Annotated in this window: 26 protein-coding genes; 9 read left to right on the top strand and 17 right to left on the bottom strand. The window is 65.9% G+C overall.

The genetic code is table 11. From position 1 onward, the window contains the following. Positions 1 to 17 precede the first annotated feature (17 nt). The 3 genes from ABZW16_RS21405 to rpsA form a co-directional block, all read right to left on the bottom strand. Entirely contained in the window at positions 18 to 1562 is a 1545-nt protein-coding gene (locus ABZW16_RS21405) for an alkaline phosphatase family protein (protein ID WP_354957692.1), read from the bottom strand. A gap of 251 nt (positions 1563 to 1813) precedes the next feature. Next, a complete protein-coding gene (locus tag ABZW16_RS21400) occupies positions 1814 to 3253 on the bottom strand; it encodes an SPFH domain-containing protein (protein ID WP_354957691.1) in 1440 nt (479 codons plus the stop codon). A 173-nt stretch (positions 3254 to 3426) separates the two neighbouring features. Further along, positions 3427 to 4896, bottom strand: a complete 1470-nt coding sequence (rpsA, locus tag ABZW16_RS21395; RefSeq protein ID WP_354957690.1) for a 30S ribosomal protein S1 — start codon at positions 4894 to 4896, stop codon at positions 3427 to 3429. A gap of 289 nt (positions 4897 to 5185) precedes the next feature. Between rpsA and ABZW16_RS21390 the strand changes: the two genes are divergently transcribed. Next, the gene (locus tag ABZW16_RS21390; protein ID WP_354957689.1) at positions 5186 to 6040 is read left to right on the top strand and encodes a class I SAM-dependent methyltransferase; all 855 of its coding nucleotides are present in this window, start codon (positions 5186 to 5188) and stop codon (positions 6038 to 6040) included. 3 nt (positions 6041 to 6043) lie between these two features. On the opposite strand, the gene ABZW16_RS21385 is transcribed toward ABZW16_RS21390, so the two are convergent. Together ABZW16_RS21385 and ABZW16_RS21380 are read right to left on the bottom strand one after the other, a co-directional pair. Next, complete coding sequence (locus tag ABZW16_RS21385; protein WP_354957688.1) at positions 6044 to 6631, bottom strand: hypothetical protein; 588 nt, start codon at positions 6629 to 6631, stop codon at positions 6044 to 6046. A gap of 180 nt (positions 6632 to 6811) precedes the next feature. Then, positions 6812 to 7399 carry a TetR family transcriptional regulator gene (locus ABZW16_RS21380; protein ID WP_354957687.1) on the bottom strand — a complete coding sequence of 196 codons (588 nt, stop codon included), beginning with the start codon at positions 7397 to 7399 and terminating at the stop codon, positions 6812 to 6814. A gap of 43 nt (positions 7400 to 7442) precedes the next feature. On the opposite strand from ABZW16_RS21380, the gene ABZW16_RS21375 reads away from it, so the two are divergent. After that, on the top strand, positions 7443 to 8339 hold the full coding sequence (locus tag ABZW16_RS21375) for an SDR family NAD(P)-dependent oxidoreductase (RefSeq protein WP_354957686.1): 897 nt from the start codon (positions 7443 to 7445) through the stop codon (positions 8337 to 8339). Between the two features lie 85 nt (positions 8340 to 8424). On the opposite strand, the gene ABZW16_RS21370 is transcribed toward ABZW16_RS21375, so the two are convergent. From ABZW16_RS21370 to ABZW16_RS21360, 3 genes are all read right to left on the bottom strand, one after another. Further along, complete coding sequence (locus ABZW16_RS21370) at positions 8425 to 8595, bottom strand: toxin-antitoxin system HicB family antitoxin (RefSeq protein WP_354957685.1); 171 nt, start codon at positions 8593 to 8595, stop codon at positions 8425 to 8427. Positions 8596 to 8602: 7 nt separating this feature from the next. Further along, positions 8603 to 9487 carry an SPFH domain-containing protein gene (locus ABZW16_RS21365; protein WP_354957684.1) on the bottom strand — a complete coding sequence of 295 codons (885 nt, stop codon included), beginning with the start codon at positions 9485 to 9487 and terminating at the stop codon, positions 8603 to 8605. Positions 9488 to 9642: 155 nt separating this feature from the next. After that, positions 9643 to 11016 carry an FAD-binding oxidoreductase gene (locus tag ABZW16_RS21360; RefSeq protein WP_354957683.1) on the bottom strand — a complete coding sequence of 458 codons (1374 nt, stop codon included), beginning with the start codon at positions 11014 to 11016 and terminating at the stop codon, positions 9643 to 9645. 71 nt (positions 11017 to 11087) lie between these two features. Here ABZW16_RS21360 and ABZW16_RS21355 point away from each other — a divergent pair, with 71 nt between their 5' ends. After that, positions 11088 to 11993, top strand: coding sequence for a LysR family transcriptional regulator (locus ABZW16_RS21355; protein WP_354957682.1), 906 nt, complete (start codon positions 11088 to 11090; stop codon positions 11991 to 11993). A 1-nt stretch (position 11994) separates the two neighbouring features. Here ABZW16_RS21355 and ABZW16_RS21350 read toward each other — a convergent pair whose 3' ends face one another. The 3 genes from ABZW16_RS21350 to ABZW16_RS21340 are packed head-to-tail and all read right to left on the bottom strand — an operon-like array spanning position 11995 to position 14609. Continuing rightward, positions 11995 to 12747, bottom strand: coding sequence for an amino acid ABC transporter ATP-binding protein (locus ABZW16_RS21350; RefSeq protein ID WP_354957711.1), 753 nt, complete (start codon positions 12745 to 12747; stop codon positions 11995 to 11997). 32 nt (positions 12748 to 12779) lie between these two features. Next, positions 12780 to 13742: an amino acid ABC transporter permease gene (locus tag ABZW16_RS21345; protein ID WP_354957681.1), complete on the bottom strand. Its 963-nt coding sequence runs from the start codon at positions 13740 to 13742 to the stop codon at positions 12780 to 12782. A gap of 3 nt (positions 13743 to 13745) precedes the next feature. Further along, positions 13746 to 14609 (bottom strand): ABC transporter substrate-binding protein, encoded by an 864-nt coding sequence (locus tag ABZW16_RS21340; RefSeq protein WP_354957680.1) that lies wholly within the window; start codon positions 14607 to 14609, stop codon positions 13746 to 13748. A gap of 793 nt (positions 14610 to 15402) precedes the next feature. Here ABZW16_RS21340 and ABZW16_RS21335 point away from each other — a divergent pair. After that, entirely contained in the window at positions 15403 to 15933 is a 531-nt protein-coding gene (locus ABZW16_RS21335) for a MepB family protein (protein WP_354957679.1), read from the top strand. 351 nt (positions 15934 to 16284) lie between these two features. Here the strand turns inward: ABZW16_RS21335 and ABZW16_RS21330 are convergent, their stop codons facing one another. Together ABZW16_RS21330 and ABZW16_RS21325 are read right to left on the bottom strand one after the other, a co-directional pair. Next, positions 16285 to 16569 (bottom strand): hypothetical protein, encoded by a 285-nt coding sequence (locus ABZW16_RS21330; protein WP_354957678.1) that lies wholly within the window; start codon positions 16567 to 16569, stop codon positions 16285 to 16287. A gap of 55 nt (positions 16570 to 16624) precedes the next feature. Then, positions 16625 to 16753, bottom strand: coding sequence for a hypothetical protein (locus ABZW16_RS21325; RefSeq protein WP_354957677.1), 129 nt, complete (start codon positions 16751 to 16753; stop codon positions 16625 to 16627). Positions 16754 to 17268: 515 nt separating this feature from the next. On the opposite strand from ABZW16_RS21325, the gene ABZW16_RS21320 reads away from it, so the two are divergent. Continuing rightward, complete coding sequence (locus ABZW16_RS21320; RefSeq protein WP_354957676.1) at positions 17269 to 18003, top strand: alpha/beta hydrolase; 735 nt, start codon at positions 17269 to 17271, stop codon at positions 18001 to 18003. Positions 18004 to 18013: 10 nt separating this feature from the next. Here the strand turns inward: ABZW16_RS21320 and ABZW16_RS21315 are convergent, their stop codons facing one another. Together ABZW16_RS21315 and ABZW16_RS21310 are read right to left on the bottom strand one after the other, a co-directional pair. After that, positions 18014 to 18175, bottom strand: a complete 162-nt coding sequence (locus tag ABZW16_RS21315) for a hypothetical protein (protein WP_354957675.1) — start codon at positions 18173 to 18175, stop codon at positions 18014 to 18016. 37 nt (positions 18176 to 18212) lie between these two features. Further along, on the bottom strand, positions 18213 to 18977 hold the full coding sequence (locus tag ABZW16_RS21310; protein ID WP_354957710.1) for a class I SAM-dependent methyltransferase: 765 nt from the start codon (positions 18975 to 18977) through the stop codon (positions 18213 to 18215). A 134-nt stretch (positions 18978 to 19111) separates the two neighbouring features. Between ABZW16_RS21310 and ABZW16_RS21305 the strand changes: the two genes are divergently transcribed. Next, positions 19112 to 19714, top strand: a complete 603-nt coding sequence (locus tag ABZW16_RS21305; protein ID WP_354957674.1) for a TetR family transcriptional regulator — start codon at positions 19112 to 19114, stop codon at positions 19712 to 19714. Positions 19715 to 19921: 207 nt separating this feature from the next. Here the strand turns inward: ABZW16_RS21305 and ABZW16_RS21300 are convergent, their stop codons facing one another. Further along, positions 19922 to 21034: an isocitrate/isopropylmalate family dehydrogenase gene (locus ABZW16_RS21300; RefSeq protein WP_354957673.1), complete on the bottom strand. Its 1113-nt coding sequence runs from the start codon at positions 21032 to 21034 to the stop codon at positions 19922 to 19924. Between the two features lie 82 nt (positions 21035 to 21116). Here ABZW16_RS21300 and ABZW16_RS21295 point away from each other — a divergent pair, with 82 nt between their 5' ends. Beyond that, positions 21117 to 21638 carry a 2'-5' RNA ligase family protein gene (locus tag ABZW16_RS21295; RefSeq protein WP_354957709.1) on the top strand — a complete coding sequence of 174 codons (522 nt, stop codon included), beginning with the start codon at positions 21117 to 21119 and terminating at the stop codon, positions 21636 to 21638. Between the two features lie 49 nt (positions 21639 to 21687). Beyond that, a complete protein-coding gene (gene trxA, locus ABZW16_RS21290) occupies positions 21688 to 22056 on the top strand; it encodes a thioredoxin (protein WP_354957672.1) in 369 nt (122 codons plus the stop codon). Positions 22057 to 22144: 88 nt separating this feature from the next. Here trxA and ABZW16_RS21285 read toward each other — a convergent pair whose 3' ends face one another. Continuing rightward, positions 22145 to 22579 (bottom strand): 2-keto-3-deoxygluconate kinase, encoded by a 435-nt coding sequence (locus ABZW16_RS21285; protein WP_354957671.1) that lies wholly within the window; start codon positions 22577 to 22579, stop codon positions 22145 to 22147. Positions 22580 to 22949: 370 nt separating this feature from the next. Between ABZW16_RS21285 and ABZW16_RS21280 the strand changes: the two genes are divergently transcribed. After that, positions 22950 to 23261 carry a DUF6191 domain-containing protein gene (locus tag ABZW16_RS21280; protein ID WP_354957670.1) on the top strand — a complete coding sequence of 104 codons (312 nt, stop codon included), beginning with the start codon at positions 22950 to 22952 and terminating at the stop codon, positions 23259 to 23261. Positions 23262 to 23285: the final 24 nt, after the last annotated feature.

The following is a 23285-nucleotide window of genomic DNA, read 5'->3' as shown; positions in this document are numbered from 1 at the left end:
GCAAGAATACCCGCGGCTTACCCCCGCACGATGCCGCTCGGCCTGCGTCGCGTGCCGGGTTGCTGGGTCGGCATCTGGTTGGGCGGCACCGGATACGGAACACCGGTGGTCGCGGTGCCCAGCGCCACATTCGGCCCGCATTGGGCGACCGCGGCATCCATCTTCGGCTTCGGATCGCTCAGCACCGGCTTGGTCGCATTGGGTGTCGAACCGAAGTCGAAGGTCGAGGTCATATCGCCGGTGACACTGCGCCGCCATGGCGTCAGATTCGGCACTTCGACGCCGAACCGGGTTTCCAGCAGTCGTAGCTGGGAGGTGTGGTCGAAGGTCTCCGAGGCAACGAGCCCACCCCGGCTGTAGGGCGAAATCACCAGGCCGGGAACGCGATAGCCCAGACCGATCGGACCCGCGATGCCATTCGACGCCTTCACCCGATCCAACGGCACGGTGACGAATTCACCCGGCGTACCCGCCGGTGCGGTCGGCGGGGTGACATGGTCGAAGAAGCCGCCGTTCTCGTCGTAGCTGATGATCAGCGCGGTCTTCTCCCACACCTTCGGATTGGAGGTGAGGATATCGAGCAGCTGCACGATGCCGTACGCGCCGAAGGCCGCGGGCAGGGCGGGATGTTCGCAGTTGATCAGCGACGGGATCACCCAGGAGACGGCGGGCAGGGTGTCGTTGGCGACGTCGGCCTGAAAGTCGTTGGGGTACACCGGTGCCAGACCACGCCGCGCCAGTTCGGAATTCGGATCCGCCGATTGGGTGAAGCAGCCGAGCATGCCGTCCAGGATCACCGAGGACAGCGGGCCGACATCGCGGTTGTTGTAGATCTTCCAGCTGACACCCGCCTCGGACAGATTCTCCGGGTAGGTCCGCCAGCTGTACACGTGCTGCGGGATCAGGGTGGGCGTTTCCAGCAGCGGTCCGCCCGCCACCCCGTCCGGGTCGATGGTGGCGCTGATCCAGTACAGACGGTTCGGGTCGGTGGGGCCCAGGACCGAACAGTGGTAGTTATCGCAGATGGTGAACGCATCCGCGAGTTCGTGGTGGATCGGAATATCCTCGGGCAGGTAGTAGCCCATGGCCGCGGGGGCGTTGGCCGGGCCTACGCTGGCGATGGACATCGGCATCCACTGGTCATTGGCGCCGCCGTTCCAGGCCCGGTGCATACCAGCCCAGGTGTGGTCGGGATCGTTGATGCATTCGCCGTCGAGGGTCGCGCCACGCGTGGTGTCCAGGCGGAACGGGTTGACGAAGCCGTCCGCGCTGGGGCCGACACCGGGCGTCCAGCCGTACTGCTGCCAGGCCTTCGACGCCTCGCCGAAGCCGCGGACACCGGATATGGTGCCGAAATAGTGATCGAAGGAACGGTTTTCCTGCATGAGCAGGACGAAGTGCTCGATATCGCCGAGCCCGCCGGTGCCCGCCGGATCGGCGGCATAGGCACGCTCGATGATCGGATTGGCCCAGGACGCCAATGCGCCGACCGCTCCGGCCGCGGCAGCCTTCGCCAGGAACTGCCTCCGGTTGAGACCGCTGAACGGACTCGCTGCGCACATGCGTGCTGTTCCTTCCCTCGTGACCAGGTCCGACGGGCTCGATCGAGCCGGGCGCCGCCTATCCGCCTGCACCCTACCGCGAAGTAGATCACGCTTCCCGGTGAAGTTGGTCAATCGTCCGACATATCGCTATAACGCCGCTTACGTGCGCCGGAGCCTACGTGAGCCGATGTCGAACGACGCGATTCCAGTCGGCGTTGCGCACGCAGCCGACGGCCGGACCGGGCAGTCGAGACGATCTGCGGCACAACCTATTTGTCGAGCTGGGGCTTGCTGGACTCGGTGACGGATCGTCCCGACGACCACGCTTCGAGTACCCCCGTCAACTGACCGATGAGCGCGGACAGCCCGGACAAGTCGCCGCCCAGCTGATAGGTCTCGAGTTCGGCGGGCGTCGGCAACTGCGCGACGATCTGCGGCAGCGAATCGACCAGCTGCGCTCGAGTCGCCGAGGCCGAGCGCTGATTGGTGTTCTCGATCCGAATCCGATCGCGTTCCAGATCGAGCAGCGCGTCATCATGGGCCGCCCGCGAACGCCTGGCCGTGACGGCGATTTCACCGTCGAGCTCGAGCTGTCGCAATTCCAGTGTCCTGCACAGATTTTCGGCCCGCTCCGCATGCTGGTCGCGCTCCAACCGCAAGGCGTGCAGCGCGGTCTCCTGTGCGAGATCGGCGACCGCGCGTTCATCATCGTGCTCACGGGTCGTGCGCCGCAACCGTTCCGCGGTCTCCCGGTCGAATCGCGCGGCCTCGTTGCGTGCCCGCAGTTCGGCCAGTTCGCGTTCGTTCTCGATCCTGCGCTCTTCGGCAACCCGATTCGCTTCGGTTTCGCGAGCCGAAAGCACCTCTTGCGCAGCGAGTTCCGCGAGCCGGGCGATCTGGTTCTGTGCACTGCGGTAGGGCTTCTGCATGTTCTCCCACAGCGTCGAGGAGCTGACCACCGCCTCCTTGATCTGGACCGTAACAATGCGCAAGCCGAGTCCACGATCGCTGTCCGCCTTGGCATTTCGATCGGCGCTGCCTTCGGCGACCGCGCGCAGGCGTGCGGTCAGCTCCTCGATGATGGGCTGCTTATCGCTGAGCACATCGCGCACGCCCATCGTGGAGACCTTGTCCTTGATCGCCGCCTCGGCCTGCTCGCGCAGCTGAATATTGACCAGCCGCATGGGATCTTCGTCATCGGAGAAGTCGAGCTTGCGGTAGGCCGTGCCGAAATCCTCGATGATCCACTGCACATAGCCCTGCACCAGCACACCCTGCAATTCGCTGCAGATGCAGTAGGCATTGATGAGAATCGTCTGCATCGCACCCGGCACAACGAGATACGAGTCCGTCGCGGGGTTGAAGCGAAACGATACGCCGAGCCCGATATGCAGCGGTTCGGCGCGACCGCGGCGGGTGTGCACGACAAAGGCATTGGGCGGCACCAAAACCGTTTGCCAGCGCCAGAATCCGGTGACCCGGACCTCCACCGGGCCGGGACCGCTGCCCTGCGGTGTGGGCCCGACCCGATCGGCCCGTTTCGCCATCGCACCGCGTCGCACCGGACCACCCGACGCGGCCGGTGCCCCCGGGGCCGCCAGCGGCGCCGGTGCGGCCGCGGGCTTGCGCGTACGCAGATCCCCCGCCAGCGCCGCCTGCTGCGCCACCACTTGGTCGAGATAGTCATTCTTGCCCGGATTGCTCCCCATGACCGGGCACATTACCGGCGAATCCAGTGAACTACCTGGCGAATTCAGTTGACGCACAACCAACGTGCAGGGCCGGGAACGACCGCACCAGCCATCGCTGAAAGCCGTCGCGCACCGAATAGCAAAGGCCCCGGTCCGATCGGACCGGGGCCTTTGTTAGTGCTCTACCCGAATCAGGCGTTGCCGGAGAGCTTCTCCCGCAGGGCCGCGAGCTGGGCGTCGCTGGCCAGCGAACCGCCAGCGGGCTCGGCCTGGCTGGACGAGGAGGACTGCGCACCGCTCTCGGAGGAGTAGTTCGACGCGCCGCCGCCGTTCGCGGCCTCGGCCGCGGCGTCGGCCGCCATCTTCTCCATCTGCGCGGTGTGCATCTTGTGGCGACGCTCCGCCTCGGCGTAGCGGCCTTCCCACTCTTCGCGCTGCTTGTCGAAGCCCTCGAGCCACTCGTTGGTGTCGGGGTCGAAGCCCTCGGGGAAGATGTAGTTGCCCTGGTCGTCGTAGCTGTCGGCCATGCCGTACTTCGACGGGTCGAACTCGGCGTGGTAGTCCTCGTTCGCCTGCTTCAGCGACAGCGAGATCCGGCGACGCTCCAGGTCGATGTCGATGACCTTGACCATCGCGTCGTCGCCGACCGCGACAACCTGGTCCGGCACCTCCACGTGGCGCTCGGCCAGCTCGGAGATGTGCACCAGGCCCTCGATGCCCTCTTCGACGCGCACGAACGCACCGAACGGAACCAGCTTGGTGACCTTGCCCGGCACGATCTGGCCGATCGCGTGGGTGCGGGCGAACTGACGCCACGGGTCTTCCTGGGTGGCCTTGAGCGACAGCGAAACCCGCTCGCGGTCCAGGTCGACGTCGAGCACCTCGACGGTGACCTCGTTGCCGACCTCGACAACCTCGGACGGGTGGTCGATGTGCTTCCAGGACAGCTCGGAGACGTGCACCAGACCGTCGACGCCGCCCAGGTCCACGAAGGCACCGAAGTTGACGATCGAGGAGACCACACCCTTGCGGACCTGGCCCTTCTGCAGCTGGTGCAGGAACTCGCTGCGGACCTCGGACTGGGTCTGCTCGAGCCAGGCGCGGCGGGACAGGACCACATTGTTGCGGTTCTTGTCCAGCTCGATGATCTTGGCCTCGATCTCCTTGCCGACGTACGGCTGGAGGTCGCGGACGCGACGCATCTCGACCAGCGAGGCGGGCAGGAAGCCGCGCAGACCGATGTCGAGGATCAGGCCGCCCTTGACGACCTCGATGACGGTGCCCTTGACGGCCTCGTCCTTCTCCTTGAGCTCCTCGATGGTGCCCCACGCACGCTCGTACTGCGCCCGCTTCTTCGACAGGATCAGGCGGCCTTCCTTGTCCTCCTTGGTGAGAACAAGAGCCTCGACCTCATCGCCCACGGAAACGACCTCGTTAGGGTCGACATCGTGCTTGATGGAGAGTTCGCGAGAGGGGATGACGCCTTCGGTCTTGTAACCGATGTCGAGCAGGACCTCGTCACGATCGACCTTGACGATGGTTCCTTCGACGATGTCGCCGTCGTTGAAGTACTTGATCGTGGCGTCGATGGCGGCGAGGAAGTCCTCGGCGGAGCCGATGTCGTTGACGGCTACCTGCGGCGAGGTGACGGTGGTGGGCATATGTCGGTTTGCTCCGGACGGATTGTGGTCGGTTGCGGACATTGGAACTTTCGGTACGCTGCGAACTCACCGCGATGACGCGACGTGACGGACATAATGAACGTACCGCACGCAAACGCTTGTGAAACTCAGCACGAGCGCTCTGTTACTTCAGTACAGTCGCCGTCGCAGACTGTTACTGCAACGACACCGGTACGGCAGTACCCTGGACACTCGCTGGTTCAGCGTACGCGACCTTGGTCCAGCCGGGCAAACCGGTCTACACGCCACGCCGCACTAGGCTATCGGCGTGTCGGAAGATCGCCATGCGCAAGCAAATGCACTGCTCGGGACCACCGGAACCGCGCGGACCCGGATCGGCTCGGTTGCCAGCCAGCAGGCCAGCCGCCGCTGGTGGGACGCCGATGCCACCCAGTATCACGAAACGCACGCCGATTTTCTCGGCGTGGACTCTCCGGGCGGCGAATTCATCTGGTGCCCGGAGGGCCTGCACGAGGGCGATCACCACTTCCTCGGCGAGATCGCGGGTAAACGGATCCTGGAGATCGGGTGCGGATCCGCGCCGTGTTCGCGCTGGTTGGCCGGGCAGGGGGCGCAGGCGATCGGGCTGGACCTCTCGATGGGGATGCTCGAGCGGGGGCTGGCGGCAATGGCATGCGGCGGGCCGCAGGTGCCGCTGGTACAGGCGGGGGCGGAGGCATTGCCCTTTGCCGACGCATCGTTCGATATCGCCTGTTCGGCCTTCGGCGCGGTGCCGTTCGTCGCGGATTCCGAATTGGTGATGGGTGAGGTCGCGCGGGTGTTGCGGCCCGGTGGCCGGTGGGTGTTCTCGGTGAACCATCCGATGCGGTGGATTTTTCCGGACGATCCCGGCCCCGCGGGGCTGACCGCATCGATTCCGTATTTCGACCGCACGCCCTATGTAGAGGTCGACGACGATGGCACGCCGACCTACGTCGAACACCACCGCACGATCGGTGACCGGGTGCGCGAGATCGTGGCCGCCGGGCTGGTGCTGGATGACATCGTGGAACCGGATTGGCCGGAATGGCTCGACCGCGAGTGGGGGCAGTGGAGTCCACTGCGCGGCGAACTGTTCCCCGGAACCGCCATCTTCGTCACCCACAAACCGGCTCGCGACTGAGGCTCACCCCGGGAACGCGGGCAGGGCCGCGAAATTCGGATCGATGCGGGCGGCGGGGCAGGTCCGCGCCACCCACCGGCGGGCGCGGGAGAGCGGGTGCTCGGGGAACCGGTCGTCCCAGCGGTGGTCATCGGCCGCGTTAAAGGGCAGTGCACCTTGGAGACCGGGTGCGTACGGATGCGGCGGGTACATATTGTCGAAGCCGATCTCCAGCGCCAGCACCGCCTCGCGGATTCCGGTGGTGCCGGTCTCCGGGCACAGGATCTGCAGGACCGCACTGCAGTTCGCCTTCGGCACGGTGAGCGATGCGGCGAAGACGAGCCCCGTCGGCTGATCGGGCAGCCGCATCTTCTGCAGCCGCAGCAGGGCGGGCTGCGAATCGACTCCGACAATGAAAGCCTCGATGAGACAGCCGCTTTCGGCGTGGATCTCGGCGAGTCTGCGGCGCAACGTATCCAGATCCGTCAGCGGTGCGGGCAGGTCGGGCACCAGATCGAAGTAGGACAGTTGAACGATGTTCCCGGTCGCAGGATCGCGCCAGGCACTGGTATCGAGCTGCTGTAATCCACTGGTGTCGAACGATATTGGCACGCGATCACGTTACCCGGGTCCACACGCCGGAGTCGGCGGCAACGATCACGTGCGGCGATACCGGCCAAATGCGGTGCGCCGCCCCTGCTGTCGCTCGTGCTCTGCATCGCCTAGCGCACGCAATGCGACGACGCCGAATACCCCGCATCCGGCGTTTCCTACGGTTCGGGAGCGCCCGGATCAGATAGCGGCCGAACGAACTTCGGTGAGCAGTGCGGCACGCGCGTCGCTGATGTGCGAGCCCAGGTCACCGCCGGTGTTCAGCCAGATTTCGTAGCCAGCGAAGAAACTCGCCATGCCGACCTTGGCCCACAGCAGCGGCCGCACATCGGTGCCGACCTCCACGCCCATCCGGCGCGCAAGGTGTTCGGCGAGTAGGGATTCCACCGCGTTTCGCTTGGCAAGTTCACGCGCCTGCAGGGCCGGGGTGGCCGCGATCAGCGCGTCGCGCGCCCGCATGTCGACGAGGCGGTCGCCGAAGCGTTCGACCAGCGGACCGATGACCGCGGCCATGGTTTCCTCGGGGGATTCCTCGGCGGGGCGGGCGGCCAGCAGCCGCGCCAGTTCCGCGCGATGCTCGTCGTCCTCAGCGAAGAGCAGTTCGTCCTTGCTCGGGTAGTAGCGGTGCAGGGTGCGCGTCCCGACGTCGGCCTCGGCGGCAATATCCGCAACGGTCACGGCGTCGTAGCCGTGTTCGACGAATAACTGCAGCGCGGCAACGGCGATCGCCCGCCTGGTCCGCTCCTTCTTCCGATCCCGCAGTGACATGCAAACATTGTTGCATGTCACGCCATATGGCAGACTGTGCCATATGACAACAAGCGACAGAACTGTCTTGATCACCGGTGGCACCAGCGGGCTCGGCCGCGAATGCGCCAGGGCGCTCGCCGCCGATCCGCGGTGGACAGTCGTCGTCACCGGACGCGACGCCGACCGGGCACGAGCCGAAGCCGCCACCATCGGCGCGCGCGGAATGGCGCTCGACCTCGGCGCACTCACCTCGGTGGCGCATTTCGCCGACGAATTGGGCCGTGGCGGGCTGCCGCCGTTGCGCGCGCTGGTGTGCAATGCCGGACTCCAGTTCACCCAGCGCAGCTACACCGAGGACGGCGTCGAGGCAACCTTCGGCGTCAACCATCTCGGACACCTCGCACTGGTCCAAGCGCTGCTGGACGACCTGATCGCCCCCGCCCGCATCGTTTTCGTCAGCTCGGGCACGCATGATCCGGATCAGTTCACCGGCATGCCGCATCCGCTGGAAACCAACGTTCACCGACTCGCCTATCCGCCCGAACCGACCGAATCCGCGCAGCGCGACGGCCGCCGCCGCTACACCACCTCGAAATTGGCCAACGTGCAGACCACCTACGAATTGGCCCGGCAGCTCAGGGCGCGCGGTATCACGGTGAATGCGTTCGATCCGGGACTGATGCCGGGCACCGGTCTCGCCAGGGATGCCGGGGCGGCCGCACAACTGTTGTGGCGCACGGTCGCCCGGGGTCTGGTGCTACTGCCCGGCGTGAATACGCCGCGCCGCTCGGGCGCCGATCTGGCCCGACTCGTCACCGATCCGGCACTCGCCGAGGTGACCGGTCAGTATTTCGTCGGCCACACCGCGAAGCCGTCATCGAAGGCTTCCTATGACCGCGCCGCGCAACATGCGCTGTACACCGACAGCCTGGAACTGCTCGGCGAGCTCACGCGCTGACGCATCACCGGATGCGAATACCGACGATGCCGAACACCGGTCGGTGTTCGGCATCGTTGCGCCAGAGCATATTTCGCTACCCCGGCTACTCCTCGACCGGCTTCGTCTTCGGACCGCGACCAGCCTGTTTCAGCGCCAGACGCAATGCGTATTCGATTTGGGCGTTGATGCTGCGCAGGTCGTCGGCAGCCCACTGGGCGATGGCCTCGTGTATCGACGGGTCGAGGCGTAGCAGGATCTTCTTGCGCTCGGCCATGCGCGACTCAGGCGTAGAGCGAGCCGGTATTGACGACGGGCTGGGTGGCTCGGTCACCGCAGAGGACGACCAGCAGGTTGGAGACCATGGCAGCCTTGCGTTCCTCGTCGAGTTCGACAACGCCCTGTTCGGCGAGCCGGTCCAGTGCCAGACCGACCATGCCGACCGCACCCTCGACAATCCGGGTGCGCGCGGCGACCACCTGCGCCGCCTGCTGCCGCACGAGCATGGCCTGGGCGATCTCCGGCGCGTAGGCGAGGTGGGTGATCCTGGCCTCGATGACCTCGATGCCCGCCAAGTCGGTGCGCTCGCGCAGTTCGATGGTCAATTCCTCGGCCACTTCGGTGCCGTCACGCAGGCTGGTGGTGTCCTTGTCGTGCGCGTCGTACGGGTGGGTGGTCGCCAGATGCCGCACCGCCGCCTCGGACTGGGTCTCCACGTACTCCGTGTAGTCGTCGACCGAGAACGCGGCCTTGAAGCTGTCGACCACCCGGTAGACCACGACGGCGGCGATCTCCACCGGGTTGCCGTCGGCATCGTTGACCTTGAGCTTCTGGGTCTCGAAGTTGCGCACCTTCAGCGAGATGCTGCGACGGTCCGTCAGCGGCACCACGGAGAAGAAGCCGGGTTCGCTGAGCGAACCGATATAGCGGCCGAAGAACTGAACGACCTTGGCCTCATTCGGATTCACCACGGTGAGCCCGGTCGCCAACAGCAGGAGCACCACCACCACAACGGTTGCGACGATCGCGCCGACCAGAGCGGGCACATTGTCGTGGTTCGCCGCCGCGGCATAGCCAGCGATGGCTCCGCCACCGATCAGCAGCGTGAGCACAAACCAGGACACCAGCACGGCAAAGCCGTTGGTGTGGAATGCCGACCGAAGCTCCATGACATCCTCCGAGTATCAAAGTGATATCACGAAGATAGCACCGAAGCGGGTGCCGCGCACACCCGCTTTCGTGCGTTCGCGGCAATGACGAAGCCCCGCACGGATTCGACCCATGCGGGGCTTCGGTTGGTGCAGCCGCCGGAACGGCCCACGCGTCAATTCGCGGGCTTGATATTGCGGTTGAAGCGGAACATGTTGCGCGGATCGTACTTCGCCTTCAGCGCGGTCAGTCGCGCATAGGTATCCGGCGCATAGCCACCCCGGGTCTGCGCTTCGTCGGCGGCGGCACCCGCGCCGTAGAGGAAGTTCAGACTGTGGCCGACGGTCCACGGCGCGAGTGCCGCGCGCACCACCGCGTGATCCTCGGGGGCCGCGTCGCCCGCATCCGGTCCGGGCATGGTGATGACGCGGACGATGTACTCGGCGTCACGATTGTCCACTGCGATGCGCGCGGAGCCGCCGCGGCGCAGCGCTCCGCCGAGATGCCGGATATCGACAACCGCCTCGATCGGCGATTCGGGTCCGGTGGCGGCGAGCAAGGCCGACAACGTTTCTCCGGTCAACTCACCCAGCAGCGCATTGGTGGCGGCGTAGGCATGCGGATGATCCGGATCGCTGTGGATGGTGTGGGATTCGGTGTACGGCATGACCCGCAGGTCGTCCTTCAGCCGATCCCCGACCGCACGCAGCGGGGCCACCAGCCGCTCCCCGTCCTCGCCGGATCCGTTGTAGGCGATTCGGATCGAGGCGACGTAGCGCCCGCGCAGCGGTTCCGGAATCTGCGGGATGGGCGGGAAGGTCATGACGGTGACCGTCGAGGTCAGCTCCTCGGGAAGCGTTGCGGTCCAGTCCTTCCACACTTCCAGGGCGTGCTCGACCAGCGGAGTGTCGAAGACCAGCTGGCCGCCGTAAACGCTGGCGACGGGCACGAGCTCCAGTTCCAGCGCGGTCACCACGCCGAAGTTGCCGCCGCTGCCGAGCACCGCACCGAAGAGTTCGTCACCGGGTGTCACGGTGCGCACCCGGCCATCGGCGGTGACGATTTCAATGACGTGCACATGTTCGGCCGCATAGCCGAATTGCCTTGCCAGCAGGCCCAATCCGCCACCCAAGCTGTAGCCGACCACGCCGACCGATGGCGAGGACCCGTTCAGCGGTGCGAGCCCATACTGCGCGGCGGCCTCGACCAACGCGCCCGCACGCACTCCCGCGCCAACGCGGGCGGTCCGGGTCTGCGGGTCGATCCGGATATCGGTCATTCTGCGGGTGCTGATCAGCACACCACCGTCGGCCGCAACCGAGAGCCCGTGCCCGGTCGCCTGAACCGCTACCGGAAGTCCATTGCGCGCCGCGTATTCCACCGCGCTGCGCACATCCTCGGCGTGCACCGCGCCGACGACCAGCGCGGGACGATGGGTGTACGCGGCCTGGAAGCCAGCGATCTCCGCGTCGTATCCGGTGTCGCCGGGGCGGAAAACGGGGCCGGTGAAGGTGTCGATGTCGATGATCTGCTCTGCCGTGTTTGCCATGTCTTAGACGATGCCCGCACTCGAATCAGAAGTACAACAGATAGTTCTGATCGCAGCTATAATCGACAGTTATGGAATTGCGCCAGCTCCGCTACTTCGTGACCGTGGTCGAGGAGGCCAACTTCACCCGCGCCGCCGCCCGGCTGCACTTGGCCCAGCCCGGGCTGAGCGCACAGATCCGCCAGCTGGAACGTGAACTGGGACAACAACTTCTCGATCGCGGCAGCCGCGCGGTGACGCCGACCGAAGTGGGCGCCGCGGTGCTGTCGCATGCCAGGGCCGCGCTCGCGGCGACCGAACGGATCACCGCGACGGTCGACGAATTCACCGGACTGCTGCGTGGACACGTCCGCGTCGGCAGTATCTCCGGCACCGCGACCGAGGATTTCGATATCGCCGCGGTGCTGGCGGATTTTCACGACGACCACCCGCAGGTCGGCATCAGCCTGACCGAGGACACCTCCGAACGCATGCTGGCGGCGGTGCGCAACGGTGAACTGGATATCGCGCTGATCGGGCTGACCGGGGCGGAGATCGGCGCCGATATCGGTATCGATGTGGTGCTCGATACACCGGTGGTCGCGGCGGACCGGTCGAGCAACACGGCGGACGACAACGGCCACACCGCGATCGCACTCACCGAACTCCGCGAGCACCCGCTGATCTGTCTGCCGCGCGGCACCGGAATCCGAGGTGTATTCGATCGCGCCTGTGCCGCAGCGGGATTCGAGCCCGACATCGCATTCGAGGCCGCCGCTCCCCCGCTGCTGCTGCGGCTGGCCGCCCGCGGCCTCGGCATCGCGGTGGTACCCGCGCTGACGGCAGCGGAGGCCGCGGCATTCGGTGTGCGGGTGCGACCGATCATCGAGCCGGAGCTACATGGTCGGCTCGCACTGGCCTGGCGCCGGGATCGCCCCGGCAGCCCGGCCGCGAAAGTTCTACTGGGGCAGCTCCGTATCGGGTTGGGTAGCTACTGAATCAGAGCAGCCGCGACAGGAACGCTTTGGTGCGTTCATGTTTCGGCTCGGCAAGGACCTCACGCGGATTGCCCGCCTCCACAACGACACCGCCGTCCATGAACACCAGCTGGTCGGCGACCTCACGGGCAAAGCCCATTTCGTGCGTGACGACCACCATCGTCATACCATCGGCGGCGAGTTCGCGCATGACCCCGAGCACCTCACCGACCAGCTCCGGATCCAGCGCCGAGGTCGGCTCGTCGAAGAGCATCAGCTTGGGATCCATGGCCAGCGCACGGGCGATGGCGACGCGCTGCTGCTGACCGCCCGACAGCTGGGCCGGATAGGCATTCGCCTTGTCCGCCATGCCGACTCGGTCCAGCAGTTCGTGTGCGCGGGCCACCGCATCCGCCTTGCGAATGCCCTTCACCTGTGTGGGCGCCTCGACGATGTTCTCCAACGCCGTCCGGTGCGGGAACAGATTGAAGTGCTGGAACACCATGCCGATATCGCGGCGCTGTTTGGCGGCGTCGCGCGGATGCAGTTCGTAGAGCTTGCCGCCCTTTTCGCGATAGCCGATGAGGTCGCCGTCGACGTAGAGCCGCCCCGCATTGACCTGCTCGAGGTGGTTGATGCAGCGCAGGAAGGTCGATTTACCCGAACCCGACGGTCCGATCAGGCACAGCACCTCGCCGCGCCCCACCTCGAGCGAAATGCCCTTGAGCACCTGCAGCGCGCCGAAGTTCTTGCATACCCGATCCGCGACGATCATCGGAGTCGCATCGTTCTTATCCGGACTCGCGCTCATTTCGCCTTCACAATCGTCTGCGCATCGGCCAATTCCTGCAGCTGCTTGGCGGTCAGCTGCCGCGACGCGCCCCGCGAGTAGTAGCGCTCCAGGTAGTACTGCCCGATCATCAGCACACTGGTGACCGCGAGATACCAAGTGGCGGTGACCAGGAGCAGCGGAATCGGCTGGAAGTTCACGCCGTAGATATCGCGGGCTCGGCCGTACAGGTCGGTGCTCAATGGAATCGCGGTCACCAGCGAGGTGGTCTTCAGCATGCCGATGAGTTCATTGCCGGTCGGCGGGATGATCACCCGCATCGCCTGCGGCAAGACGGTCCTGCGCATGGTCTGCGACCACGACATGCCCAGCGCCGTCGAGGCCTCGCGCTGCCCCTCACCGACGGAATTGATTCCGGCACGGACGATTTCGGCCATATACGCGGCCTCGTTCAGACCGAGGCCGATCACCGCGAAGGTGAACGCGGCCTGCAACCCCTGCACGTCGACCCGCACGAACTCGGGCCCGAACGGCACACCGAGCTGGATCGATTTGTACAGCGACGGGAACAGACCCCAGAACACCAACTGCACGAAAACCGGTGTGCCACGGAAGATCCAGAGATATACCCAGGCCACCGAGCGCAGCACCGGATTCGGCGACAGGCGCATCACCGCGAGCAGTGTCCCCAGTACGACGGCGATCGCCATCGCCAGTACCGTCAGCTCCAGGGTGACGACCGCGCCGGAGGCGATCCGGCTGTCGAACAAGTACTTTCGATAGGTCCCCCACCCATACGCGGGGTTGGTGGCCGCGCCGTAGATGAAGAGCCCGAGCAGGGCGAGGATGATCGCCGCGGTGATCCATCGGCCCGGCCTGCGCAGTGGAACGGCCTTGATCGGCTCCGGTTCTGCCGAGTCGATCGGCCCGCCGGGCCCGGTGTTGTCGCCGGGCGCCGACGTGGTCTCAGGTGTGGACATCGATCAGCTCGCAGCGCCGTTGATGACCGACTTGGTGATCGCGCCTTCCTGTACACCCCAGTTCTTGGTGATCTCCAGGTACTTACCGTTGTCGATCAGGTGCTGGACGGCGGCCTGCAGCGCCTTGCCGAGCGCCGAACCCTTGGGGATGGCCCAGCCGTAGGGCGCGGAGTCGAAGACCTTACCGGCCGCCTCGATCTTGCCGTCGCTCTTCTTGATGGCGTACGCAGTCACCGGCGAATCCGCCGACATCGCGTCGACCTGGCCGAGCACCAGGGCATTGGTCGCCGCGCTCTGCTCGTCGAACGACTTCTTATCGATGGCGGGCTTACCCGCCGCCTCGCACTTCTTGCTGCGGGCCGGGATCTCATCGGTGTCCTGAACCGTGGTGGCCTGCACGGCGACGCGCTTACCGCAGGCGTTATCCGGGTCGACCGGCTTACCCGACTGCTGCGCCCACTGGCTGCCTGCGTTGAAGTAGGTGGTGAAGTCGACGCTCTGTTCGCGTTCCTTGGAGTCGGTAATGGAGGACATGCCGACGTCGTAGGTGCCCGCCTGGATCGCGGGAATGATCTTCTCGAAGGACGATTCCTGGTAGTCGGCCTTGAGGCCGAGAGTGGCGGCGACGGCGTCCATCAGATCGACATCGAAGCCGACGATTTTGCCGCTCGGGTCCTTGTACTCATTGGGCTGATAGGGGGTATTGACCCCGACGACGAGCTTGCCCTCCTGCTTGATCTTGTCCGGGAGCAGCGCGGCGGCGGTATCGACCTTCTCGATACCGGAAACCTTCGCGACCGCGGGCGAGTTGTCCTCGGAGTTACTACAGCCCGTCAGCACCAGGGCACCGCCTGCGAGCACACACATTGCTTGCAGGGCGCGCCTGCCAAGAACCGATCGAACAGACACAGCAGCCCTCCACATTTCGGATACGAGAAACCCGGGTGTCACCACCCGTTTGGCAATCTAAGCGATCGAGCCGTTTCGTGCTGGACAGTAGTGAAAGTGCGACACGAAGTCGTTGCGAGCTCACTGCCGCCCAGGTGCCGTTTCGCCGCCGGAATACCCTACCCTCTCGTTCGCTAGCCAATTGCTCGGCGGGGTGGTGACAGCCGTGTCTTCCGACACAGCGCGCGCGCCGACCCCGCCGAGCATTCCAGACAGGTCCTCCGCATGAACCGCCGCCTGCGGCATCGCCGCGATTGGCCCGGGAAGGCGAACCTCCGGCGAACACCTCCTCCGTGCTTCGGAGCAGCGTTCTGGTTCCTACTGCCGCGCCAGTGATTCCTGCAGCGTCACCGGAAACGAGCGGGCCGACCACGACGTACAGCGCCATCGCCGTGGCAACCAAGAAGGGTGGGACGACGGCGACATAGCCCACGGTCTTCCAGGTCCATTGCCCGCTGGAGATAGCAGCGATAACCGATCGGCCAGGTCCAGGGGGTCGAGGAGCAAATCCGCCCAATCCGGCACTACGGAGTTAGCACACATAGCGACCTACTATGTGCGGTAACTTCTGAGTCGTCTTTGCGACCTCCGCTACCTCACCACCACCGCCGGGCCTGTCATCACTGCAGATTCCGCGCCATCACCCCGCCTCGGGCACTGGTCGGATGCGGTGGGAGAGAGACACTTCGGTCCTGTTCGGTGAGGAGTTGGTTTGGTTTCCGTTGGTGTGCATCCCGATGTGGCCGAGGCGAGGCATCTTCTCGGCGGTCTGGGTTTGGAGATTTCGGCTGCGGTTCCCGAGACGGACAACGCTGAGTACGGGGCGTTCGTCTCCCGTGTGGGTCGCGGATCGGTCAGGTTCCGGGTGGGCAAGCTGACGCCGACGAAGGTGGGGCTGTTCGTGACAGTGTGGAAACGTGCGGCAGATGGGGCGGGCGAGCCGTACGCCGCCGAGGACGACATCGATCTGCTGGTGATCACCGCCCGAGAGGGGCAGCGCTTCGGCCAGTTCGTATTCCCCAAGGCCGCGTTGATCGAGCACGGCATCGTTTCCGTGGCAGGTCGGGGTGGGAAGCGCGGGTTCCGCGTGTATCCGCCGTGGTCCGCGACCCAGAACAGTCAAGCGATGCGGTCCCAGAAGTGGCAGTGCGACTACTTTCTCGATCTCGACGACGCCCGAAAAGTTGATCTACAGAAGGCGCGCGGGCTCTACGACATAGTGCACCCGGCGTCGGCACCATAGCGGTGTCGGCCGGATACCGGCGAAGATTTCAGTGCCGTGAATCCAACGTAATGAGACACCACAGCTAGACATCGGTCTCGCGTACTCGGCAACGATGTTCTCCGTGCGCTGACTCCGCGGCAAACCGAAGGCCTGCCCGCTCCCGATCCCGAACAAATTCCTCGGACGCCCCTACTCGCCAGGCCTCACTGCAACGCCGGATTTCTGGTCGACCCCCAAGTTCGACTCCGCGACCACGGCCCTGCCGCCGCGTCCGCTGGAGGACTTCCGCCAGCAGGTGCGCCGCCCTCAGCTGGACGAGCAGATTGACGGCCGATCAGGATCGGGTCCGCTGAGCCGGTACCGGATGTACTACTCGCGGCGAGGCCGTAGCGCTGCGAAGAGACCGAGTACAGCGACGACCACCAGCCACACCGTTGCCCCGAAGCCTGCGGTGACGACCGTTCCCCACAGCATGATGAACGGCCCGTATTCCGCCACGCGGGCCCAGTATCCGCAGGGGCCAACATCTTCCGGGATGGTCGCGCATTCGGGGTGGCCGATGGCCGCGAAGGCCAGGGTCGCGAACATCGGAATCGCAACGGCCACACCGAGTACGATTGCCAGGCTTCTGATGAGGCGGGAGAGGACTGCCATGCGGTCAGACCCTAATGCGCGGCCGGGGGGCGATTTCCACGCGCACCCGCAGCCATCAAGGGTCGGCCAGTTCCTCGCGCCAGTAAACCAAGTCGGTCAGCAGTGTGTCCGGGCGTACCAGCACATCGTGGCGCAGTTGCTCAGCCGAGTCGTCGCCGGAGACCCCGGAAGGTGAGCCGGACACCGCCCCGGCTACATCGTCGCGCTCGGCACAGACGACCGCCTCCACCGCTGGTCAAGGCAACTTCGTTGTCTCGTTCAATGTGATGCAGCGCAGGTCGAATCAATCCCCGTGCATCAGATTGACCGAGCCAGGACAGGAGTAGGGGTCCGGGAACATCCGCGAGAAAAGTGGCACCAAGGAGTTACCGCAGACAATGAACAATCACCTGCGATAGTCGCTGACGGAGCGTGACCGCGCAGTGCTGACCGCGCTGTATCGCCGCGACCAGGCGCACGAGAAGAACCGGCGGCCTCGGCCTGCAGGCGAGTATCTCCGTGGCATCCGGCCCTGGAGCCTCCGCAAAAACCCGTTGCCGGACCACGGCGACCACTGCTACTTTTCCGGAGGCCGTGCAAGAGAACGAGGAGGTGGTACCCGTGAACGCAGTATCGACATGGGTGCTCCCCTCCGGGGTCACGGTCGGGCGATAGGTCGTCCGGGAGCGCCGTTCAAGAGCACTCCCGAAAGGCACGACTGTGCAATTCATTACCGAACAGCGCCTCGACGACGGCGTCCTCGAACGCGAATTCACCCTCGGCGAGATCCCCGGCATCCTGTGGACGCCCGGATCCGCATCCAAACCGATGCCGCTGATCCTGGTCAGCCCCCCTCCCCTCGGGCTGCGCAAGGCGTACCCGCGACTGCTGGCCAGGGCCCGGCAGGCCGTGGCGGAGGGCTACGCCGTGGCCACCATCGAGCTCCCCTGGAGCGGTGACCGGCCCCGTTCGGCCGCCGCCGATCAGGCCCTCACTGACCTGCACCGGGCGCTGGCGGCTGGCGGGCCGGTCGACAACGAGATCGTCGACCGGCTCATCCTCCCGCTGGTCGACAAGGCGGCCCCGGAATGGCGGGTCACCCTGGACGCCCTGCTCGCGCTGCCCGAGATCGGCGGCCCGGTCGGCTACTCGGGCGGGGTGATCTCCATCGGCACTCGGCTGGCGGTGGTCGAGCCGCGCATCGTGGCCGCCGTTCTGTTCGCCGGTAGTTTCGTGCCCCGCGCCATACTCGAGGAGGCCCGGCAGGTCACCATTCCGCTGCATGTCCTGCTGCAGTGGGACGACGAAGGAAACGACCGGCAGATGGCCCTGGACCTGTTCGACGCCTTCGGCTCCAAGGAGAAGACGTTGCACGCCAATATGGGCGGGCACACCGGCGTCCCGCAGTACGCAGGAGAGGACGGGAACCGGTTCTTCGCCCGGCACCTGAAGTGAGGCCCGGCCGTCAGGCCGGCAGCAGACGATAGGAGCTGTCGGCCAGGATGCCGCTCATCGAGGACAGGTCCGCGCCCTCCTCGATGGCGGTGGCCAGCAGATGCACATCCGCCCCGACCGCGGCGGTACCGGCCATCGGCGGTACCGGCCGGTCGGGGCGGCGCTCGGCCACCACCGCCCTGGACCGGCTTTGGTGCCGGGCGCGGCCGTCAGGAATTGCCTGCGCGTGCGGCGGTCGCGGCCAGGGTGGTGTAGTCCATCGTGAAGGATCCGCCCAGCGAGTCGATGGCGTTGCCGACCGCGTCCAGTATCTCGGCCAGCTGATCAGGGCGGAGTCGGGTGAGGCCACCTGTGGTGGGGAGCAACTCGACCCATTGGTCGCGTGTATAGGACTGCTGCCAGTCGAATCGCCACTGTTCGGGATCTCCGAATTGTTCGGTCTCGCGGATCTGGTCGGCGATTTTCGCGTATCCCGCTTGGTAGAGCTCGAGGGGACGCCGAGCAGGTTGGCCGCTGAGCGGGGAGTCCGGCGCCACCCGCTGGTAGGCGGCGGCGAATGGTTCTGCCACCTCGGCGGGTGGCTCGTACACGTGACCGAAGATCGCCAGCCGTCCCCCTGGACGCAGCACGCCGGCCGCCTTCGCGGTGCCGGCCACCGGGTCCACCCAATGCCACGACTGAGCGGCGATGACCGTATCGAACGTCTGGTCACCCGGCTGCCACGCCTCGAAGGTTGCCACCTCGACCGGCAGGCCGCGGGCTCGCGCGAAGTCGGCCATCCGCGCATCGGGTTCGACGCCGAGCACTGTGCACCCCGCGGCCTGGAACTGGCGGGCCGCGATGCCGGTACCGCAACCCACGTCGAGCACATCCGTCCCGGGAGTCTCGGCGAGGATCCGCGTCACCAATGCGTCGGGGTAGCCGGGCCGGGCCTGGTCGTAGCGCTGCGTGTCCACGCCGAACGACACGGCCATCCGCTGGAATTGCCCCGACTGCGCTGGGGAGGGTTCCGGTTGCTCTCGCGACATAATGGTCATGCGCCCACTTTAGTGGGCACGTGCCCACTGAGCAATAATGCCGTTGGATCGACGCACGAAAGGATCTGTGAGTGCCGACTGGGGTGCACCTTCGCGACGCGCGGCAGCAACTGTTCGACGCTGCCGACCGTGTGCTGCTGCGGGACGGACCGAACGGGCTGACCAGCCGGGCTGTCACCGACGAGGCGGGCTGTGCCAAAGGCGTTCTGCATCGGCACTTCACCGACTTCGACACCTTCCTCACCGACCTGGTGCTCGACCGGGCCGCGCAGCTCGAAGCGCAGGCGAGTGCGCTGCGCGCCGCCGCTGGCGCCGACACGGTGGCCGCCAATCTGACCAGCGCGCTGACCATTCTGTTCGGGCCGGTTCCGGTGGCGATCATCCCGCTCATCACCTTCCGTGACGAGCTGCGCGCACGACTGCGGCAGGCCAGGCCCGGCGGCGGCATGGCGATCCTGGCCGAGGCGACAACCGCGATCTCCACTTACCTGACCGACGAGCGTGAACTGGGCCGCATCGCAGCCGACGCCGACATCGACTCACTCACCCTCTCCCTGGTCGGTGGCGGGCACCTGTTGTTCACAGACCGCGACGCCGGCCCACCGACTACATCAGCAGTCGAAAAGTTCGTGGCAGCGGTCATCTCCGACGCCGTGCAACGACGACCGGCCTGAGCCCTACCAGCGTCGAAAAAAGCTCACGCTCGCGGTGCCGCGCGAGCGGACCTTCGCCGACAAGGGCTTCGGCACCACGCGTAAGAACCGCACCGTTACGGTGCCGTTGACCGCATGACAGATCTCCGTCGGCGCGACACCTCAGTTCCTCGCGATGCCTCACTGCGGTTGGCGCGCCGCCACCGTGCGCAACCTACGACACCGACCTCAGCGGCGATGCACGCGCGCGCGGACCTGTTCGGTGAATTCGCTCGTCGAGGCGAGACCGCCTAGGTCGGCGGTGGCGATTCCGGCGGCGAAGGTGGCCGCAATGGCGCGTTCGATGCGTTCGCCTGCGCTCACCAGGGCGTGGTTGTTGTGGCGAATTCCCAACCAGTGCAACAACATTGCGGCCGAGAGCTGTAGCGCCGCCGGATTTGCGCGGTTGTGTCCGGCCAGGGCGGGTGCAGCGCCGTGTACCGCCTGGGCCATCGCCTTGGTCGCCGAGCAGTTCAGCGATGCGGCCATGCCGAGCGATCCGCTCAGCTCCCCCGCGAGATCGGAGAGGATATCGCCGAAGAGGTTCTCGGTCACCAGCACGTCGTAGTCGTGGGCGGCGCGGACCAGATGGGCTGCCGTCGCGTCGACGTGCTCGTCATCGACCTCGACGCCCGGATAGGCCCGTGCGACGTCATAGCAGACGTCGCGGAACAGACCCATGGTCATGGGCAGCACATTGGCCTTGTGCACGATCGTCACCCGCTTGCGTCGCCCGGCCGCGAGCCGGAAGGCCTCGTGCGCGATCCGCTCGCAGGCCTGCCGGGTGATCACGCCGACCGCCATCGCGATATCGGAGGTCGGCCGGAACTCACCGGATCCCGCGAACATATTCCGGTCGGCGTAGAAGCCCTCGCTGTTCTCGCGGACGATCACCAAGTCGATATCAGGGGCGCTCGCCTTGATTCCGCCGAAGGCACGGGCCGGGCGGATATTGGCGTAGAGACCGAAGCGTTTGCGGATGGCCCCGCCGGGAGCGATACGGTGCTCGGCCGGGTAGGAGGCGTTGTCGTGCGGGCCGAGGATCCAGGCGTCGAGATCGTCGAGAGCCGCGAGAGTTTGCTCGGGAAGCGGAGCACCGAATTCCTCGATGGCACGGTGTCCCATCGGCAGGCAAACCCATTCGACGGCGCCCACGCCCGCCGCGGCGAGCGCTTCGTCGACCACGACCCGAGTGGCCTCGACCACCTCGGGGCCGATGCCATCGCCCTCGATAAGGCCGAGTCGCACGGACGACGTGTCACGTTCCCTCGCAGCAGTCACTGGGTCATCTTCCCGCGACATGGTTCATAGGCCGTCATCCGGGCCGAGGCTATGCGCGTTTCGCCGCGCACGGCGCGGCAAGGACGGCTAACCTCTCGTGAACATGGTGCAGTCGGTCGAATTGTTGTTGGACGACGCGGCCGATGCGGAGATCCGGCGGCAGTGGCAATTGCTCGCGGATGCCGGCATCCCGAGTTTGGCCGGGAAGCAAACCGAGACCAACCGGCCGCATATCACCGTCGCGGTGGCCAGGCAGATCTGGCCGCGTATCGATCACGCGCTCGAGCAGCTGACCTTCCGGCCGATTCCGGTGCGGCTGGGCGGACTGCTGGTCTTCGGTGCGCGCCATCCGATCCTGGTCCGGCTGGTGGTGCCCTCGGAGCAGCTGCTCGCTCTACAACGGCGCATTTTCAACGCGGTATCGCCGTGTCCCGGGGTTCCGGCGAATCTGCAGCCCGACGAGTGGACGCCCCATGTCACACTGGCCAGGCGGGTGCCGACGCACCATCTCGGGGAAGCGATCCACGCGGTCGCCAGGGACCGCGATTTCCCGGCGACCGTGGTGGGTATCCGGCGTTGGGATGGCGATCAGCGCCGCGAGTGGCCGGTCGCCCGGGGAAGATAAGCGCAGCGCCGGGCGTTACAGCTGGCGACATACGACACGAGAGGACGTCATGGCCACCCAGACGCTGAACCAGCAGAATTTCGATGAGGTAGTCACCGGAAGCGACGTGGTACTCGTCGATTTCTGGGCCGACTGGTGCGGTCCGTGCAAGAGCTTCGCGCCCACGTACGAGGCATCCTCGGACAAGCATCCCGATGTCGTGCACGGCAAGGTCGACACCGAGGCCGAACAGGGCCTGGCCGCCGCCGCCAATATCCGCTCCATCCCGACCATCATGGCGTTCCGCGAGGGCGTGCTGGTCTTCGCGCAGCCGGGCGCATTGCCGCCCGCCGCGTTGGAGGATCTGGTCACCCAGGTGAAGGCGCTGGATATGGACGAGGTGCGCAAGCAGCTCGCCGAGCAGCAGGCCGAGAAGTAGCTCCCCCGCTCGGACAACTGAACCGACGGGCCGTTCACATTCTTTCGAAATGTGAACGGCCCGTTGTGTTTCGGTCTCAGTATTCGGTTCAGGCGCCCAGCTGGTTCACGCCCGCGATCATGGCGCGGAGGGTGGATTCGGCGCTGTCGTCGGCCAGCGCCGCGCCCCAGCCCCGCCTGCCGTTGCATTCGCATTGCACGAAGGTGGCGGTGCCCGCCTCGGTGCGGCGCTGGTGGAATTGCAGGATTTCGACCGGATAGCCCTCGTCGTAGAGAGCGGAGGTCACCGCCGCGACCGGACTGCCGGTGGCGATCACCGTGCGCAGGTGGTCGGCGAACTCGAGGGTCGCGGTGAACTCCGCGCTCCGCTTGCCCGCGGGCGACCAGTCACCGACCCGGATCGGGCCGGTGAGCTCGCAATAGCGGTCGTGGAACTGCGCAGGTGTCAGATCGGCGCATTCGGCGCGCAGCGCCTTGGGCGCGGCGGCGATGAACGTCTTGGTGTCGAGAGTCAGCATGGTCATTGCGCGTAGGTCTTCCCGAGGATTGTCTTCTCAATTGACAGAGGGGACCAGCAGTAAGTAATCAGTAGCCCGCAGCGAGGGGGCCGGTCCGAATCAGACCCCGCTACGGCGGGTTACTACGAGAAGTCGCCGGGCTGCCACCATCGCGGTAAGCGGAATTAGCACAACGCTGTCGCGGTCTGCGACATTCAGCGCTGCGCTGTGGCGGTCGGCGGGATTCGGCACGCGGACCAGAATATGTCCATCTTGACGCAATAGCAACCACATTTGGCACCCCGTATTGTCTACTCGCCAGTATCATTTTCGCAGCTCAGAGGTGTCATCTACAGCGAGGATGGCGGGCGGCAGCGGCGAAGGTACCTTCGGTCACATGGGTGCCCTTGTCGCCATGACCATCCCCGGGTTGTCAATTCTGCTGATCGGCCTCGCGTTCGTCGAGGTGCTGTGGAATCGGCTCACCGGAAGCCGGATCCTGCCGTGGTTCCGCCACCGCAAGCACACACCGGTCGCTATGACCGGCTTCGAACAAGTGACAGCGGTCTTCCAGGGCTCCAAGCACTACGAGTTCGAGCAGCGGCAGACGGCGTTGATGCACAAAGAGGACAAATCCGATGGCGCGCCGCCGCGCGACGAGATCGATCTCGGTGCGGGCTCGGCGAAGCTGGTGCGGCGCGAGCGGTGACCATTCGATCGTGAAACGCGGTGC

Source organism: Nocardia sp. NPDC004604 (genome assembly GCF_040609795.1).
GTDB lineage: Bacteria > Actinomycetota > Actinomycetes > Mycobacteriales > Mycobacteriaceae > Nocardia.
The sequence above is the reverse complement of the archived record's forward strand: the minus strand, read 5'-3'. Positions and strand labels throughout refer to the sequence as shown.

What these genes read in the sequence shown, in the direction of transcription:
- trxA (WP_354957672.1), top strand. Translation starts at nt 21,688, where the DNA reads ATGGCCACCCAGACGCTGAACCAGCAGAATTTCGATGAGGTAGTCACC.
- ABZW16_RS21310 (WP_354957710.1), bottom strand. Translation starts at nt 18,977, where the DNA reads ATGGCCGTGTCGTTCGGCGTGGACACGCAGCGCTACGACCAGGCCCGG.
- ABZW16_RS21375 (WP_354957686.1), top strand. Translation starts at nt 7,443, where the DNA reads ATGACAACAAGCGACAGAACTGTCTTGATCACCGGTGGCACCAGCGGG.
- ABZW16_RS21350 (WP_354957711.1), bottom strand. Translation starts at nt 12,747, where the DNA reads ATGATCGTCGCGGATCGGGTATGCAAGAACTTCGGCGCGCTGCAGGTG.
- rpsA (WP_354957690.1), bottom strand. Translation starts at nt 4,896, where the DNA reads ATGCCCACCACCGTCACCTCGCCGCAGGTAGCCGTCAACGACATCGGC.
- ABZW16_RS21370 (WP_354957685.1), bottom strand. Translation starts at nt 8,595, where the DNA reads ATGGCCGAGCGCAAGAAGATCCTGCTACGCCTCGACCCGTCGATACAC.
- ABZW16_RS21405 (WP_354957692.1), bottom strand. Translation starts at nt 1,562, where the DNA reads ATGTGCGCAGCGAGTCCGTTCAGCGGTCTCAACCGGAGGCAGTTCCTG.
- ABZW16_RS21340 (WP_354957680.1), bottom strand. Translation starts at nt 14,609, where the DNA reads ATGTGTGTGCTCGCAGGCGGTGCCCTGGTGCTGACGGGCTGTAGTAAC.
- ABZW16_RS21355 (WP_354957682.1), top strand. Translation starts at nt 11,088, where the DNA reads ATGGAATTGCGCCAGCTCCGCTACTTCGTGACCGTGGTCGAGGAGGCC.
- ABZW16_RS21345 (WP_354957681.1), bottom strand. Translation starts at nt 13,742, where the DNA reads ATGTCCACACCTGAGACCACGTCGGCGCCCGGCGACAACACCGGGCCC.
- ABZW16_RS21300 (WP_354957673.1), bottom strand. Translation starts at nt 21,034, where the DNA reads ATGTCGCGGGAAGATGACCCAGTGACTGCTGCGAGGGAACGTGACACG.
- ABZW16_RS21280 (WP_354957670.1), top strand. Translation starts at nt 22,950, where the DNA reads ATGGGTGCCCTTGTCGCCATGACCATCCCCGGGTTGTCAATTCTGCTG.
- ABZW16_RS21365 (WP_354957684.1), bottom strand. Translation starts at nt 9,487, where the DNA reads ATGGAGCTTCGGTCGGCATTCCACACCAACGGCTTTGCCGTGCTGGTG.
- ABZW16_RS21400 (WP_354957691.1), bottom strand. Translation starts at nt 3,253, where the DNA reads ATGGGGAGCAATCCGGGCAAGAATGACTATCTCGACCAAGTGGTGGCG.
- ABZW16_RS21285 (WP_354957671.1), bottom strand. Translation starts at nt 22,579, where the DNA reads ATGACCATGCTGACTCTCGACACCAAGACGTTCATCGCCGCCGCGCCC.
- ABZW16_RS21380 (WP_354957687.1), bottom strand. Translation starts at nt 7,399, where the DNA reads ATGTCACTGCGGGATCGGAAGAAGGAGCGGACCAGGCGGGCGATCGCC.
- ABZW16_RS21295 (WP_354957709.1), top strand. Translation starts at nt 21,117, where the DNA reads ATGGTGCAGTCGGTCGAATTGTTGTTGGACGACGCGGCCGATGCGGAG.
- ABZW16_RS21330 (WP_354957678.1), bottom strand. Translation starts at nt 16,569, where the DNA reads ATGGCAGTCCTCTCCCGCCTCATCAGAAGCCTGGCAATCGTACTCGGT.
- ABZW16_RS21360 (WP_354957683.1), bottom strand. Translation starts at nt 11,016, where the DNA reads ATGGCAAACACGGCAGAGCAGATCATCGACATCGACACCTTCACCGGC.